Annotated in this window: 5 protein-coding genes and 1 pseudogene; 4 read left to right on the top strand and 2 right to left on the bottom strand. The window is 62.1% G+C overall.

Annotated elements, in window-relative coordinates; all coding sequences use genetic code 11:
• Positions 1 to 57 precede the first annotated feature (57 nt).
• Together PO860_RS19835 and PO860_RS19830 are read left to right on the top strand one after the other, a co-directional pair.
• Positions 58 to 8577 (top strand): glycoside hydrolase family 94 protein, encoded by an 8520-nt coding sequence (locus tag PO860_RS19835; protein WP_275037950.1) that lies wholly within the window; start codon positions 58 to 60, stop codon positions 8575 to 8577.
• A gap of 101 nt (positions 8578 to 8678) precedes the next feature.
• On the top strand, positions 8679 to 9914 hold the full coding sequence (locus PO860_RS19830) for an OpgC family protein (protein ID WP_275037949.1): 1236 nt from the start codon (positions 8679 to 8681) through the stop codon (positions 9912 to 9914).
• 50 nt (positions 9915 to 9964) lie between these two features.
• On the opposite strand, the pseudogene PO860_RS19825 reads toward PO860_RS19830, so the two are convergent.
• Both PO860_RS19825 and PO860_RS19820 read right to left on the bottom strand, forming a co-directional pair.
• A pseudogene (locus tag PO860_RS19825) lies at positions 9965 to 10313 on the bottom strand (VOC family protein).
• Positions 10314 to 10677: 364 nt separating this feature from the next.
• A complete protein-coding gene (locus PO860_RS19820) occupies positions 10678 to 12441 on the bottom strand; it encodes a glucan ABC transporter ATP-binding protein/ permease (protein ID WP_183608500.1) in 1764 nt (587 codons plus the stop codon).
• 317 nt (positions 12442 to 12758) lie between these two features.
• Here PO860_RS19820 and PO860_RS19815 point away from each other — a divergent pair, with 317 nt between their 5' ends.
• Together PO860_RS19815 and pyc are read left to right on the top strand one after the other, a co-directional pair.
• A complete protein-coding gene (locus PO860_RS19815; protein WP_275037948.1) occupies positions 12759 to 13514 on the top strand; it encodes a LuxR family transcriptional regulator in 756 nt (251 codons plus the stop codon).
• A 216-nt stretch (positions 13515 to 13730) separates the two neighbouring features.
• A complete protein-coding gene (pyc, locus tag PO860_RS19810) occupies positions 13731 to 17195 on the top strand; it encodes a pyruvate carboxylase (RefSeq protein WP_273884415.1) in 3465 nt (1154 codons plus the stop codon).
• Positions 17196 to 17369 lie beyond the last annotated feature (174 nt).

Below are 17369 nucleotides of genomic sequence, written 5' to 3'. Positions count from 1 at the left end.
CAGTGCAAAAGGCTGAGCAAAACAGCCATAACTTTGTTTGGATCCAGAACCGAACCCATGTCTATTGCCAATCTTTCTCCGAGCCTTCCGCGCGAATCCGAGACGAAGCAGATCGATCACAACGATTCGATCCGCTCGACCTATCTTGCCATCGAGGATATCAAGGCGATGGGCGATGCGGTCGCCCGCAGCGGCGTCGACAAGCTGCCGGCTTTCGCCCCCTTCGATTTCTTCGCGCGCCACAAGGAAAACGAGAAGGAAATCCTGCGCGTCTACCGGACGACGGCGACCGACGTCGAAGCCGGCGAGACGATCACGCCGGCGGCAGAATGGCTGCTGGACAATCATTATATCGTCGAAGAGGCGATTCAGGAGGTGCGGCGCGACTTCCCCCGCCGCTTCTATCGCGAATTGCCGACCATGGTCGTGGGCGGTGTCGAGGTGCCGCGCACCCTCGTGCTTGCCTGGCTCTACGTCGCCCATACCCACAGCACGATCTCGCAGGAAAGCCTGACGGCGCTGGTCGACGGTTTTCAGGCCAGCGAGACGCTGAGGATCGGCGAACTCTGGGCGTTGCCTTCGCTTGTGCGCTACGTGCTCGTGGAAAACCTTCGCCGCATTTCCAGCCGCGTCGAAGCCAGCCGCCGCATGCGCCGCCGCGCCAACGAGGCGGCCGACGAATTGGTGCGCCTGACCGATCCGGCCGGTGCGGCCAGCTATCTGAAGACACTGGAACCGCTTGCCGAGGACAATACCTTCTCGACGCAGTTTCTCTATCGCCTGCGCGACGGCTCGCAGACATCAAGCCTGGCGATCACCTGGCTCGACGAGCGGCTAGAAGAACTCGGCCGCAACACCGAAGAAGCGACGACCGCAGAACACAGCCGCCTGTCTTCCGGCAACGTGACGATGGGCAACATCATCCGCAGCCTTCGCGAGATCGACGATGCCGAATGGTCGGTCTGGGTCGAGCAGGTCAGCCATGTCGACAAGCTGCTCTGGGAGCATTCGGACTACGGCATCCTCGATTCCGGCTCGCGCAACAAATATCGCAAACAGATCGAAAAGCTGGCCAAGCGCTCGCCGCTGACGGAAATGGAAATCGCCCAGCTGGCGCTCGACATGACGGATGCCGCCAAGGCCTCCGACGAGCCGCAGCCGCATGAACCGAATGTCGGCGGTTTCCTGTCCGGCGCGCAGCGGCCGAAGCTCGAGGCGCGGGCGAATTATCGCCCGACGTTCATCCAGCATTTCGTGCGCGCCGTGCGCCAGTTCAACTGGCTGGCAATTGCCGTGCCCGTCATGCTGCTGACGGTCATCGCCATGGCGATCGTCGGCCGGTTCATGGCGAATGCCGGCATGGGGCCGATCGAAATCGCCCTGCTGCTGATCATGTTCTCACTGCCGGCATCGGAGGGAGCCACAGGTCTCTTCAACACCGTGCTTTCCTTCTTCGTGACGCCGGCGCGCCTGGTCGGCTACGAGTTCAAGGAAGGCATTCCGGAGGATGCGCGCACGCTGCTCGTCGTGCCCTGCCTGATCTCGAACCGCGACAGCGTCGACGACCACGTGCGCAATCTCGAGGTTCATTATCTCGCCAATCCGCGCGGCGAACTCTATTTCGCGCTGCTCAGCGATTGGCCGGACAGCGACACCGAGGAAACGCCCGCCGATCTCGAGGTTCTCGATTATGCCCGGCGCGAGATCGCCAATCTTTCAGCCCGCTATGCCTATGACGGCAAGACGCGTTTCTATCTGCTGCATCGCCGCCGCCTCTATAACCCTTCCGAAGGTGTGTGGATGGGCTGGGAGCGCAAGCGCGGCAAGCTGCACGAGCTGAACATGCTGCTACGCGGCGACCGCGACACGACCTATCTGCCGGGCGCCAACACCGTGCCGGCCAACGTGCAGTATGTCATGACGCTCGATGCCGATACGCGCCTGATGCGCGATGCCGTCACCAAGCTCGTCGGCAAGCTCTATCATCCGATCAATCGCCCGGTCATCAATCCGAAAACCGGCCGTGTCGAAAGCGGCTACGGCGTGCTGCAGCCGCGCGTCACCCCGTCGCTGACAACAGGCAAGGACGCGTCGGTCTTCCAGCGCGTCTTTTCGATCAACCGCGGCCTCGACCCTTACGTCTTCACCGTTTCCGACGTCTATCAGGATCTGGCCGGCGAAGGCACCTTCACCGGCAAGGGGCTTTATCATGTCGATGCCTTCGAAGCGTCGCTGAAGGGCCGGATCGACGAGAACTCCGTGCTCAGCCACGACCTTCTCGAAGGCTCGATGGCGCGTTGCGCGCTCGTCACCGATCTCGAGCTGGTCGAGGATTTCCCGATCCGCTACGAAGTCGAGACCTCGCGTCAGCATCGCTGGGCGCGCGGCGACTGGCAGCTGCTGCCCTATATGTTCAATCCGAAATACGGCGTCACGGCCCTCGGCCGCTGGAAGATGTTCGACAATCTGCGCCGCTCGCTGACGCCGATCGCATGGTTCTTCGCCTCCGTGCTCGGCTGGTATTTCATGAGTCCGCTCGGCGCGCTCATCTGGCAGATTCTCTTGATCTTCTGCCTCTTCGTCGCGCCGACGCTGTCGCTGATCAACGGCATCATTCCGCGCACCAGCGATATCATCGCCCGCGCCCATCTCTATACGGTCTGGTCCGATATCACCGCCGCCAATGCGCAGGTCGCGTTGCGGATCGTCTTCATCGCCGATTCGGCCGCCATGATGGCGGATGCGATCGGCCGTTCGCTCTACCGCCTGTTCGTCAGCCGCAAGCTGATGCTGCAGTGGCGGACCGCCGCCAGCGTCCAGGCCGGCGGCCAGGGGACGCTGATCTCGTATTACAAGGCGATGTGGCACGCACCGGCGCTGGCGCTGCTGGCGCTCGGTTTTGCAGCCCTCCCCGGCGACAACGCCTTCGTCGTCGGCATTCCCTTCGCGCTTTTGTGGATCCTGTCGCCTGTCGTCGCCTGGTATGTCAGCCAGTCGGCAGAGACCGAGGACCGGCTCGAGGTCGCTGACTCCGTGTCGAGCGAACTGCGCAAGATTGCCCGGCGCACCTGGCGTTATTTCGAGACCTTCACCACGGCCGAGCAGAACTACCTGCCGCCGGATAATATCCAGGAAACGCCGCATGTGATCGTCGCGGCGCGGACCTCGCCGACCAATATCGGCGTCTACCTGCTCTCCGTCGTTTCCGGCCGGCAATTCGGCTGGTTCTCCTTCGAGGAGACGCTGGAGCGGCTCGAGCAGACGATCGCGACGATCGACAGAATGGAGAAATTCCGCGGCCATCTGTTCAACTGGTATCACACCGATACGCTGCAGACGCTCGGGCCCCGTTATGTCTCGGCTGTCGACAGCGGCAATCTCGCCGGCCATCTGATCGCCATTTCGTCGGCCTGCCGCAACTGGGCAGAGGCGCCGTCCGCCCATATGCAGGGCAATCTCGACGGCGTCGGCGACACCGCCGGCATTCTCGGTGAAGTGCTGGCAGACCTGCCCGACGACCGCAAGACCGTGCGCCCGCTGCGCCGGCGGCTGGAGGAACGCATCGTCGGCTTCCAGAATGCGCTTGCCGCCGTCAAGCGCGAGCATGAATTCGCCTCGATCCGCATCATCAACCTTGCCGTTCTCGCGCGCGACATCGAGAAGCTCGCCGCCAATCTCGACCATGAGGTCAAGTCGAAGCAGAGCGAAGAGGTCACCCAATGGGCGGCATCCCTGGTGAAGGTCTGCGAGGCGCATATATCGGACAGCACCTTCGACCTTTCCAAAGTCGATGCGCTGCGGCCGCGCCTGACAGCGCTGCGCGACAAGGCCCGCGATCTCGCTTTCTCGATGGATTTCGGCTTCCTGTTCCGGCCCGAGCGGCGCCTGCTGTCGATCGGCTACCGCGTCGAAAGCGGTGAACTCGACCAAGCCTGCTACGATCTTCTCGCCTCGGAATGCCGCCTGACCAGCCTGTTCGGCATCGCCAAGGGCGATCTGCCGACGGAACACTGGTACCGCCTCGGCCGCCAGGTCGTGCCTGTGGGGTCACGCGGTGCGCTGGTCTCCTGGTCCGGCTCGATGTTCGAATATCTGATGCCGCCGCTCGTCATGCAGGAGCGCGGCGGGGGCATTCTCAACCAGACCAACAATCTGGTCGTCGTCGAGCAGATGAATTACGCCCGCAAGCTCGGCATTCCGTGGGGCATTTCGGAAGCGGCCTTCAATGCCCGCGACCATAACCTCAACTATCAGTACACGAATTTCGGCGTGCCGACGCTCGGCCTGAAGCGCGGCCTCGGCCACAATGCCGTCATCGCGCCTTATGCATCGCTGCTCGCCAGCCAGTACGACCCGCCGGGCGCGCTCGAAAACCTGCAGAGGCTGCGCAAGGTCGGCGCGCTCGGCAAGTTCGGCTTCCACGATGCCGTCGACTTCACGCCGACGCGCGTGCCGGAAGGCAAGAAATGCGCGGTGGTCTACAATTATTATGCCCACCATCACGGCATGTCGATCGCGGCGGTCGCCAACGTCGCCTTCAACGGCCATCTGCGCGAGCTCTTCCACTCCGATCCCGTCATCGAGGCGGCCGAGCTGCTGTTGCAGGAAAAGGCGCCGCGCGACATTCCGGTGATGAGCGGCAAGCATGAATCCGACACGCCGGCCAGCATCCAGGACGATCTCCTGCGGCCGGAGATCAGAAAGATCAGCGATCCGGCTTCGCGTGACCGCGAACTCGTGTTCCTGTCGAACGGCCATTATTCGCTGATGCTGACGGCGACAGGCGCCGGTTATTCCCGCTGGAACGGCCTTTCCGTTTCCCGCTGGAAAGCCGATCCGACCGAAGACCGCTGGGGCAGCTTCATCTTCCTGCGCGATACCGCCACCAATGAATGGTGGTCGACGACATCGGAGCCGAAGGGTGTCGAAGGCGAAAAGATCAAGGTCGAATTCGCCGACGAAAAGGCGCAGTTCACCAAGACGGTCGGTGACCTCACCAGCGAGGTGGAGTGCATCATCGCCACCGAGCATGATGCCGAGGCTCGCCGCGTCACCCTGCTCAACATGGGTGGGGAAGACCGTTTCATCGAAGTCACCTCCTATCTCGAACCTGTCATTACCTCCGACGATACCGACAATGCGCATCCGGCCTTCGCCCGGATGTTCGTCAAGACCGAGATCGGCAAGCGCGGCGACGTCATCCGCGCCGAACGCAACAAGCGCGATCCGAACGAGCCGAACATCAGCATCGCCCATCTGATCGTCGACAATGCCGGCGACACCCGCCATACGGAATTCGAGACCGACCGGCGCAAGTTCATCGGCCGCGGCCGCAGTCTTGCCGATGCAGCGGCCTTCGATCCGGGTGCGACCCTTTCCGGCAGCGACGGCTTCATGCTCGATCCCGTCATGTCGCTGCGCCGCACTGTCCGCGTGCCGGCCGGCAAGAAAGTCAGCGTGATCTTCTGGACGATCGCAGCGCCGAGCCGCGACGAAGTCGACAAGGCGGTCAATCGCTATCGTCATCCCGACGCCTTCAACCACGAGCTCGTCCAGGCCTGGACGCGCACCCAGGTGCAGATGCGTCATGTCGGCGTCACCTCGCAGCAGGCAGCGGCCTTCCAGCATCTCGGACGCTACCTCGTCTATCCCGACATGCAGCTGCGCAAGGACGAGGCGACCGTCGAGGCCGGCCTGCAGTCGCAATCGGCGCTTTGGCCGCTGGCGATATCCGGCGACTTCCCGATCTTCACGCTGCGCATCAACGACGACATGGATCTCGAAATCGCCCGCGAGGCGCTGCTGGCGCAGGAATATCTGCGCTCGCGCGGCGTCACTGCCGATCTCGTCATCATGAACGAACGCGCCTCTTCCTATGCGCAGGACATGCAGCATGCGCTCGATGCCATGTGCGAAAATGTGCGCCGCATGGGCCAGGCCGACGGGTTGCGCCAGCATATCTTTGCGGTTCGCAAGGACCTGATGGAGGAAAGCACCTATCATGCGCTGATCGCGGCTTCCCGCGTCACTCTGCATACGAAGAACGGCAAGGTGGTCGACCAGATCAACCGTGCCGTGGCGCTGTTTGCACCCTCCAAGGAGGAGCTGCAGGAGATGGAACGGGCCGAGCGCAACAAGACCCCCGCGAAGCGTGTCGTGCCGGTGCCGCCGCCCGTCGCGCCCGCCGTCGTCATCGAGGAAGAAGGCGATCTCGACTTCTGGAACGGTATCGGCGGCTTTGCCCGCGACGGTCGTGAATATGTCGTCCGCCTGCCCGGAGGTCACGCGACGCCGCAGCCCTGGATCAATGTCATCTCCAATGACAGCTTCGGCTTCCACGTGTCGGCCGAGGGCTCCGGCTTTACCTGGAGCGCCAATTCGCGCGACTATCAGCTGACCTCCTGGTCGAACGATGCAGTGATCAACCGTTCCGGCGAGGCGTTCTACCTCGTCGATCTCGACAGCGGTGCCGTCATGACGCCGTTTGCAGCGCTTTCCCGCCGGCCGGACATTCGTTTCGAAGCCCGCCACGGGCTCGGCTATTCGGTTTTCTCCAGCGTTCAGCACGATATCGGGCTGGAGCTGACGCAGACGGTCGACCGTGAAAGGCCGGTGAAACTGCAGCGCCTGCGCCTGCGCAACACCGGCTCGACCAGCCGCAAGCTGCGTCTCTACGGTTATGTCGAATGGATCCTCGGCAGCAATCCGGGACGCACGGCGCCTTTCATCCTGTCGAAGCATGACGAGGAGACAGGGGCGCTGTTTGCCACCAATCCCTACAGCATCGATTATTCCAACCGCACCGCCTTCTTCGCGGCGAGCGAGGCGCTTTCGAGCTTCTCGGCAAGTCGGCGCGAATTCGTCGGCAAGGCAGGAACGATCCAGGCGCCGCAGGCCGTCACCTCCGCCGCCTCGCTTTCGGCCACGACAGACCTGGACGGTGATCCGGCTGGGGCGCTTGCGATCGACGTCGAGCTCGGCGCCGGCGAGGAACGCGACTTCACCTTCTTCCTCGGCGATACGCCGACGGAGGAAGAAGCGCGTGGTGTCATCGCCGATATTCGCAAAGTTTCCTTCGATGATGCCGTCGAGGCGAACCGCGCCTTCTGGCGGGATTTTACCGGCCGGCTGCAGATATCGACGCCGGATCGCGGGATGAACAATCTCGTCAACACCTGGCTGCCCTATCAGAGCCTCGGCTGCCGCATCATGGCCCGCACCGCCTTCTATCAGGCAAGCGGCGCCTTCGGCTTCCGCGACCAGTTGCAGGACACGCTGGCCTTCGTGCTGCACGAACCTTCGCTTGCCCGCCGGCAGATCCTGAACGCCGCTTCGCGCCAGTTCCGCGAAGGCGACGTGCAGCATTGGTGGCTGCCGGGAACGGGTGCAGGCGTGCGCACGCTGATCTCGGATGACGTCGTCTGGCTGAGTTATGCGATCCATCACTATTGCACCGTCACCGTCGACAAGAGCGTGCTCGACGAGCAGATCGCCTTCCTGGAAGGGCCGGCTCTACTCGAGGGCCAGCACGACTCTTTCTACAAGCCGGAGATTTCCGAGGACAAGGCGAGCGTCTACGAACATGCGGCGCTGGCGCTCGATCTCGCCATCGCCCGCAAGGGGACAAACGGCCTGCCGTTGTTCCTCGGCGGCGACTGGAACGACGGCATGAACCGCGTCGGCATCGGCGGGCGCGGCACCAGCGTCTGGCTCGGCTGGTTCCTGGCGGGTGCCTTGCGCTCCTTCATTCCCTATGCCGAGGAGCGCGGCGATACTACCCGCACGGAGCGCTGGTCGGCGCATCTTGCCGAGCTGAAGAAGGCGCTCGAAACTGCGGCCTGGGATGGCGGCTACTATCGCCGCGGCACGTTCGACGACGGTGCGCTGCTCGGCTCCCGGGAAAGCCCCGAATGCCGGATCGATTCGATTGCGCAGTCCTGGAGCGTGCTGTCGGGCGAGGGCGATCCGGCCCGCGCCGTCACGGCGATGGAGGCCGTACTTGACCAGCTGGTCGACGAGGATGCCCGCATCATCCGGCTGTTCACGCCGCCTTTCGTCAATTCCGCCAGGGATCCCGGCTACATCAAGGCCTATCCGCCGGGTGTGCGCGAAAACGGCGGGCAATATACCCATGCCGCGACCTGGGTAGTGATGGCGCTGGCCGAGCTGCAGCGGGGCGACGATGCCTTCCGCTGCTTCCAGATCCTCAACCCGATCACCCATGCGCTCGACAAGGCTTCGGCGGAGCAATATCGCGTCGAGCCCTATGTCGTGGCGGCCGACGTCTACGGCCATGAGCCCTATACGGCGCGCGGCGGCTGGACCTGGTATACCGGCTCTGCCGGCTGGCTCTACCGCGCCGCCGTCGAAGGCATCCTCGGCATCCGGCTGAAGGGCGGACGGCTCTACGTGCGCCCGTCGCTCCCTTCGGAATGGGACGGTTTTGCGGCAGAGGTGGAGCAGGGCGGCGGCAAATACCGCATTTCGGTCTCAAAAGCGTCCAATGACAGCGGCTACACTCTGTCTATCAATGGTTGCGAAGTCACCGATCCCGACGAGGGATATCCGCTCGGATAACAGCGTTCTCCACGCTGAAAAACACGGCGATTCGCGACGGCCAAAAGGGAACCCTTTTGGCCGTCGTCGCGTTTGCAAATCGGATAAATGAGGAGAGACCCATGGCAAGCACGCCGTCCGAAGCCATCGTCGCTGGGCGCAGTTCCCTATCCGCAGCTGCGCCAACACGTGACACGAGGCTCGACGTGTTGCGCGGCGTGGCGCTGATCATGATCTTCATCAATCATGTTCCCGGGCAGATTTTCGAATATGTGACGACGAAGAATTTCGGTTTTTCCGATGCTGCCGAGGCCTTTGTGCTGATCTCCGGCATTGCCGTCGGCCTGGCCTATGGTTCCGGGTTCCGGCCAGGCAACCGGCTCAAGATGGCGATCAAGGCAATAAAACGCGCCTTCACGCTCTACCTCGCTCATATGATCACCACCTTCATGACGCTGGCGCTGTTCATCTCAGGCGCCTGGCTGTTTCAACGGCCGGGCTTGCTGGTCGAAATCAACATCCTGGCGGTGCTGATGAACCTGAAGGAAGGCATCCCGGCGCTGCTGCTGCTCGGCCACCAGATCGGCTACAACAATATCCTGCCGATGTACGGCGCGTTGATGCTGATGGTGCCGGTCATCCTGCTGCTGAATGCGCGCAGCCCGTTGCTGGCGCTTGGCGTTTCCGGCACGGTCTGGCTGCTTGCGGGCATCTACCAGGTGGCGCCGCACAACATGCTGATCGAGAGCTACTGGTTCCTCAATCCCCTCTCCTGGCAGTTCCTGTTTACGATCGGCATCGTTTCGATGCTGCATATCAAGCGCGGCGGCACAATCCCGCGGCATCCGCTGCTGCTTGCGGCTGCGGCCGCTTACGTCGCGCTGTCTTTTATCTGGGTGACCGGCCATCTGTGGACCCTCGGCAATTCGCTGGCCGCGCTTGGCCTGCCAACCGTCATCACCGGTTTCGACAAGACCTTCCTGTCGCTGCCGCGTCTGCTGCATGTGCTTGCGTTGACCTATCTCGTCATCAGCATTCCGGCGTTCTCGCGCATTCTGCGCCGCCCTGCGCACCATCCGCTGACGATCCTCGGCCGCCATTCGCTGAACATCTTCGTCGCCGGCACAATCCTCGCCATGATCGGCCAGGTGGTGCTCTACATCACCAACAAGGATCCGCTGGTCGGTCCGCTCTTCGTGATATCAGGTGTCGCCACACAATTCGCCTATGCCTATTATCTCGAGCGCAAGCGCCAGCAGGGCAAGGTCAAGACGAAACTGGTCACGAAGCCCGCCACCATGGCGGTTCCCGTCCGTATCGGCACGGCAAATACCTATCGCCGCAACGATCGGAAATAGTTTCCGGGATCATCGGAGATGAAGGAGCCGGCGGCCGAAGGGCCGCCGGCTTAATTTTTATGGACGAGCATGTTCACCAGCTTGCCGAAGGGATCGCGCACGTAAAAGCGACGGACGCCCCATGGTTCGGCGGCGGGGCCGTACTCGATCGGAAAGCCGGAGGCCGACATTGCGTCGGAAGCGGCATCGAGGTCGTCCACCTCGATCGAGAGGTCAGGCACCTCCGGAACCGCCTTCGCGGGCGATGCTGAGTTGAACGGTCATGTCAGTTGCGGCGCCGAAGGTCGTGATCCAGCCGTGGTCCATGATGACGTCGAAACCGAGGATATCCTGATAGAAGCGTCTGGCCGGGGTGATGTCAGGTGCCTGGATATTGGCGACGATGCGCAGGACCTTCATAATCTCCCTCGTGCTCGTTGACTGGCGAAGGTTAGGGAAGATCGGTGGGGTGATCAATCTGTCCGGGTCAGAGCGGAGATTTGCGGGTGGGATACCCCTCTGCCCTGCCGGACCCGGGGTCGAGCCCCGGGTCTCGACCCGTCCTTCGGACCCCCACAACAAGGAGGGAGATCGACGCGGGGATGGAATCTCCCCACGCAATGTTGGAACGAGCGGGTCCGCCCAGCCGATCTCCCCACCTGTGGGCGAGATGCCGGCAGGGGGGAGGGGGTGCCATACGCTTCAACGCCGCTTCCAGGGCTCAGGCAAACAAAAAGGCCGGAAGGAGTTACCCTTCCGGCCTTCATCTTGAAACCCGAACCGATCAGGCGGCTTCGGTGGTGTGGGCCTTGCGGACCTCTTCGTCCGTCAGGATGCCGCTGGCGCGCAGCAAGGCGGCGAAGCGGCCATTGCTGTGGCTGAGCTCGTCGAAGCTGCCCTGTTCGACCACGCGACCGTCATCCAGGAAGAGCACCATGTCGGCTTCACGGACCGTCGACAGGCGGTGGGCGATGATGAAGGTGGTGCGGTTCTGGCGCAGATTGTCGATCGCCGCCTTGACGCGGGCTTCGGTTTCAACGTCGAGCGCCGAGGTCGCCTCGTCGAGCACCAGGATCGGCGCGTCCTTGAGGATGGCGCGGGCAATCGCGATGCGCTGGCGCTCGCCGCCGGAGAGCTTGTTGCCACGTTCGCCAACATGGGTATCGTAGCGATCCTCGCGGGTCTCGATGAAGTCGGCGGCGGCGGCGGCTTCGGCCGCACGGCGCATTTCCTCTTCGCTGGCGCCTTCGCGGCCAAGGCGGATATTGTCGCTGATCGAGCGGTTCAGCAGGCCCGCATCCTGGAAGACGGTGGCGATATGGCGACGCAGCGACTTGCGGGTCACCTTGGTGATATCGGTGCCGTCGACGAGGATCTGGCCGCCCTGAGCGTCGTAGACCCGCTGGAGCAGGTTGACGAGCGTCGTCTTGCCGGCGCCGGTCGGGCCGACGATGGCGACCGTCTGGCCTGCCTTCACCGAGAAGGAGACATTGTGCAGGCCCTGCGAGGAATTGCCGAAGCCGAAGGAGACGTCGCGGAATTCGATCGCACCCTTGACCTCCTTGATCTCGCCGTTGCCGGCCGGCTCTTCACGGTCACGCACCGAGTCCTCGAGCGCATAGAATTCCTCGAGCTTGGAGCGGGCCTCGAAAATCTGCGTGGCGAACTGGCGCATCAGGTCGAGGCGGCCGATCAGCAGGTTGGCGAAGCCGATGAAGGCGATGACGTCGCCGACGCGTATCTGGCCGGACTGAACGAGCATGGTACCAATGATCAGGACCACCATCATCGCAATGGTCGAAGCCATGCGGTTTAGCGCACTGGCGATCGCCCACCAGTCGAGCACCGGATACTGGGCTTCGAGCAGACGGTCGGCGAAGGATTTCAGCGCCCTGGTTTCAGCCTCGATGCGGTTGTAGCTGTGCAGCACCGACACGTTGCTGATCGAGTCGCTGACATGCGAGAAGACGGTGTGATAGTGGTTCTCGACCGAAGCCTGGCCGTCTTTGGTGCGGCTCATGACGACGCGGCCGATCAGCCAGTAGGCGATGGCGAGCACCATCAGGACGGCTGAAAGGCGCAGGTCCATCGACATTGCGGTCGGTATCAAAAGAGCAAGCGCGATAACCGTCGACAGGTGGTTGCGCATGAATTCCAGCCAGAGGCCGAACAGCGTTTCGCAGGCGCGCAGCAATGTATGCAGCGCGTTGGAGGTGCCGCGCTGATGGTGCCAGCCGAGCGGCATGGAAATGATGCGACCAAAGGCTTCCGTTAGCAGCGTCGCCCGCCGGCCATGGGCGAGCCGGTCGGCCTCGCGGGCGACCAGGACGAAGGCAATGGTGTTGAAGACGGCGAAAGTCGCCCACATGAACAGGATGGGCTTGACCTCACCCTTACCGGAAATCGCATCGATAATACGACCGAACAGGATCGGCTCCGCGATGGTAATCGTCGCCAGAACGATGTTGGCCACCACGACCAGGGATACGCGCAGCTTGTAGGCGCCAAGATAGCGCAGAGCTCTTGCATAGACCTTGAATAGCGTCACGTCGAACCTCTTGTGCATCTGCGAAAAACGGGATGATGCGATGCTACAAAAGGTTACCTGAACCGGCGATTAACGGCGTATTCAGGGTTCAATCCCGCGACGATTACCCGATCGTGCTATCCCAGGATGCGACGAGATAACCCTGGCGCTCAAATTATTGCTCGGCTATATCCCCGCAACAATTTGCGCTTGCATTTTAATAAATGTTTAGCGCAGCATTAAATTAGAGACTGCATTTTTTGAAGAAGACCGTTTCGCGACAATGTGAAAGCCGCCGACGGCCTGATGCGGGCACCGGTCCGGACAAGGGGCGCTTTGTGAATATTAATGCGTTAATTCAATTGCTTATCATTCTGGGAGAATCGTCAAATCCTCAAGCTGTCGTCACCGAGCTGGAGCATGTCATCCGCGATTGCGGCTTCGAATATTACGGCCTGCTGCGCCATTTGCCGCAGAATCCGGCACAGCAGATTCCGGAACCCTGGGCTGCGGCGCTTGCCGGGCGATGGCCGGAACAATGGCCGCAAATCTATACCGCGAAAAAATATGTCCAGATCGACCCGATGGTGCGCTATCTTGCCCATGCGCAGCGGCCTTTCGGCTGGCGGGAAAGCTTGGCGGCCTTCCGCAAGGATGCGCAGCAGCGCCGTATGGAGCAGATGATGGTCGATGCTTTCGGTCACGGACTGGAAGACGGTTACATCTTTCCGATCCACGGACGGAACGGCATTCTCGGCAGCCTCAGTCTCGCCGGCAAGCCCGTCGAGCTGTCACCGATGGAGATCGCCCTGTTCGAGGCGGTGGCACGCAAGTCCTTCTGGCGATTGCTCGAGCTGAGAGGCGAGGCTGAGGCGCTGGAAACCGTGCTGCCGGCCGAAACGCCGCTGACGCGACGCGAAATGGAAATCCTGCATTATCTCGCCGAAGGCATGACTTCGATAGAAATCAGCAAGATGTTGAAGATCTCAAACCACACCGTCGACTGGTATATGAACGGCCTGCAGAACAAGCTGAAGGCGAAAAACCGGCAGCAGGCGGTGGCGCTTGCCTTTCGTCACGGTCTGATACGCTAGAGGCTGGTGCCGAAAGTATCAGCGGTTTTCATGTTACTTCTTTGATTTAAATAAGGTCTCAGATTTAAACCGGCATGGCCTGATATCATTCGCATCCAAAATGGCGAGAAATTGCATTTCGCAGTCGCAAGAGAAATTGAACTTCCTGTGACAAGAAGTTAAGAATTTCCTTCGCGGGTGCAGCATGCCCGCGTCTGAACGTCTGAGGAGACCGTTTTGCCCATTTCCAAGATTCTCGTTGCCAATCGCTCCGAAATTGCCATTCGCGTGTTCCGCGCGGCCAACGAGCTTGGAATAAAAACAGTGGCGATCTGGGCGGAGGAAGACAAGCTGGCGCTGCACCGCTTCAAGGCGGACGAGAGCTATCAGGTCGGCCGCGGCCCGCATCTTGCCAAGGACATGGGCCCGATCGAAAGTTATCTGTCGATCGATGAGGTGATCCGCGTTGCCAAGCTCTCGGGCGCCGACGCCATTCATCCCGGCTACGGCCTGCTGTCGGAAAGCCCCGAATTCGTCGATGCCTGCAACGAGGCCGGCATTATCTTCATCGGCCCGAAGGCCGATACAATGCGGCAGCTCGGCAACAAGGTTGCGGCGCGCAATCTGGCGATCTCGGTCGGCGTGCCTGTGGTGCCGGCCACCGGGCCGCTGCCGGACGATATGAAGGAAGTGGCAAAGATGGCCGAGGAGATCGGCTATCCCGTCATGCTGAAGGCCTCCTGGGGCGGCGGCGGGCGCGGCATGCGCGCCATCCGCGATCCGAAGGACCTTGCCCGCGAAGTGACGGAGGCCAAGCGTGAGGCGATGGCCGCCTTCGGCAAGGACGAGGTCTATTTGGAAAAGCTCGTCGAGCGCGCCCGCCACGTCGAAAGCCAGGTTCTCGGCGATACGCACGGCAATGTCGTGCATCTGTTCGAACGTGACTGCTCGATCCAGCGCCGCAACCAGAAGGTCGTCGAGCGCGCGCCGGCGCCCTACCTCTCGGAAGCACAGCGCCAGGAGCTTGCCGCCTATTCGCTGAAGATTGCAGCGGCGACCAACTATGTCGGCGCCGGTACCGTCGAATATCTGATGGATGCCGATACCGGCAAATTCTATTTCATCGAGGTCAATCCGCGCATCCAAGTCGAACATACGGTGACCGAAGTCGTCACCGGCATCGACATCGTCAAGGCGCAGATCCACATTCTCGACGGCTTTGCGATCGGCACGCCGGAATCGGGCGTTCCCGCGCAAGCCGACATCCGCCTCAACGGCCACGCGCTGCAGTGCCGCATCACCACGGAAGATCCGGAGCACAATTTCATTCCGGATTACGGCCGCATCACCGCCTATCGCTCGGCCTCCGGTTTCGGCATCCGCCTCGACGGTGGCACCTCCTATTCCGGCGCGATCATCACCCGCTACTACGATCCGCTGCTCGTCAAGGTGACGGCCTGGGCGCCCAATCCGTCCGAGGCGATTTCCCGTATGGACCGGGCGCTGCGCGAATTCCGTATCCGCGGCGTCGCCACCAACCTGACCTTCCTCGAAGCGATCATCGGCCATCCGAAATTCCGTGACAACAGCTACACGACCCGCTTCATCGACACGACGCCGGAACTCTTCCAGCAGGTCAAGCGCCAGGACCGCGCGACGAAGCTTCTGACCTATCTCGCCGATGTCACCGTCAACGGCCATCCCGAGGCCAAGGACAGGCCGCGGCCGCTTGACAATGCCGCCCAGCCGGTGGTGCCCTACGCCAACGGCAACACCGTCAAGGACGGCACCAAGCAGCTGCTCGACACGCTCGGCCCGAAGAAATTCGGCGAATGGATGCGCAACGAGAAGCGCGTGCTTCTGACCGACACGACGATGCGCGACGGCCATCAGTCGCTGCTCGCCACCCGCATGCGCACCTATGACATCGCCCGCATCGCCGGCACCTATGCGCATGCGCTGCCGAACCTCCTGTCGCTCGAATGCTGGGGCGGGGCGACCTTCGACGTTTCGATGCGCTTCCTGACCGAAGATCCGTGGGAGCGGCTGGCGCTGATCCGCGAGGGGGCGCCGAACCTGCTGCTGCAGATGCTGCTGCGCGGCGCCAATGGCGTCGGCTACACCAACTATCCCGACAATGTCGTCAAATATTTCGTCCGCCAGGCGGCCAAGGGCGGCATCGATCTCTTCCGCGTTTTCGACTGCCTGAACTGGGTCGAGAACATGCGGGTGTCGATGGATGCCATTGCCGAGGAGAACAAGCTCTGCGAGGCGGCGATTTGCTATACCGGCGATATCCTCAATTCGGCCCGCCCGAAATACGACCTGAAATATTATACCGACCTTGCGGTCGAACTCGAGAAGGCCGGCGCCCACATCATCGCGCTCAAAGATATGGCGGGCCTGCTGAAGCCCGCGGCGGCCAAGGTTCTGTTCAAGGCGCTGCGCGAAGCGACCGGCCTGCCGATCCATTTCCATACCCATGATACGTCGGGAATTGCGGCGGCGACTGTGCTTGCCGCCGTCGATGCCGGCGTCGATGCGGTCGATGCGGCCATGGATGCGCTGTCCGGCAATACCTCGCAGCCCTGTCTCGGCTCGATCGTCGAGGCGTTGCGCGGCACCGAACGCGATCCGGGCCTCGATCCGGAATGGATCCGCCGCATCTCCTTCTATTGGGAAGCGGTGCGTAACCAGTATGCCGCCTTCGAAAGCGATCTGAAGGGTCCGGCATCGGAAGTCTATCTGCATGAAATGCCCGGCGGGCAGTTCACCAATCTCAAGGAGCAGGCCCGTTCGCTCGGCCTCGAAACCCGCTGGCATCGGGTGGCGCAGGCCTATGCCGACGCCAACCAGATGTTCGGCGATATCGTCAAGGTGACGCCGTCTTCCAAGGTGGTCGGCGACATGGCGCTGATGATGGTCAGCCAGGATCTGACGGTCGCCGACGTCATCAGCCCGGACCGCGAAGTCTCCTTCCCGGAATCGGTGGTCTCGATGCTGAAGGGCGATCTTGGCCAGCCGCCGTCGGGATGGCCGGCAGCGCTGCAGAAGAAGGCGCTGAAGGGCGACAGGCCCTATACGGTGCGTCCCGGCTCGCTGCTCAAGGAGGCCGATCTCGATGCCGAGCGTAAGGTCATTGAGACGAAGCTGGAGCGCGAGGTCAGCGACTTCGAATTCGCCTCCTATCTGATGTATCCGAAAGTCTTCACCGACTTCGCACTGGCCTCCGATACCTACGGCCCGGTCTCGGTGCTGCCGACGCCGGCCTATTTCTATGGGCTGGCCGATGGCGAGGAACTGTTTGCCGATATCGAACGTGGCAAGACTCTCGTCATCGTCAACCAGGCGATGAGCGCGACCGACAGCCAGGGCATGGTCACCATCTTCTTCGAGCTCAATGGCCAGCCGCGTCGCATCAAGGTGCCGGACCGGGCCCATGGGGCAACAGGTGCCGCGGTCCGCCGCAAGGCCGAACCGGGCAATGCCGTCCATGTCGGTGCGCCGATGCCGGGTGTCATCTCACGTGTCTTCGTCTCGCCCAGCCAGGCCGTCAGCGCCGGCGATGTGCTCGTTTCCATCGAGGCGATGAAGATGGAAACGGCGCTGCATGCGGAAAAGGACGGCTCGATTTCCGAGGTGCTGGTACGCGCCGGCGACCAGATCGATGCCAAGGACCTGCTCGTCGTTTACGGTGGGTGAGCGGCGCCGATTGTTTCCGAAAGGTTGCATTCGGCCATGCTGCCGATCACCCGATTGTGTACGGTCGGTCTGACAAAAAAGCTGATTTTTCGAAGCGTCAGCGGCTTCCTCGCCTTGCCCGGCGAGGAGGTTTTCTCATAGATTGGCACTCCCTCCATCCGCCCCCAAGACCAA

This window comes from Rhizobium binxianense, assembly GCF_028994275.1.
Classification (GTDB): Bacteria; Pseudomonadota; Alphaproteobacteria; order Rhizobiales; family Rhizobiaceae; genus Rhizobium; species Rhizobium binxianense.
Note: the sequence above shows the minus strand (reverse complement) of the source record. Positions and strands in the feature narration are given on the sequence as shown.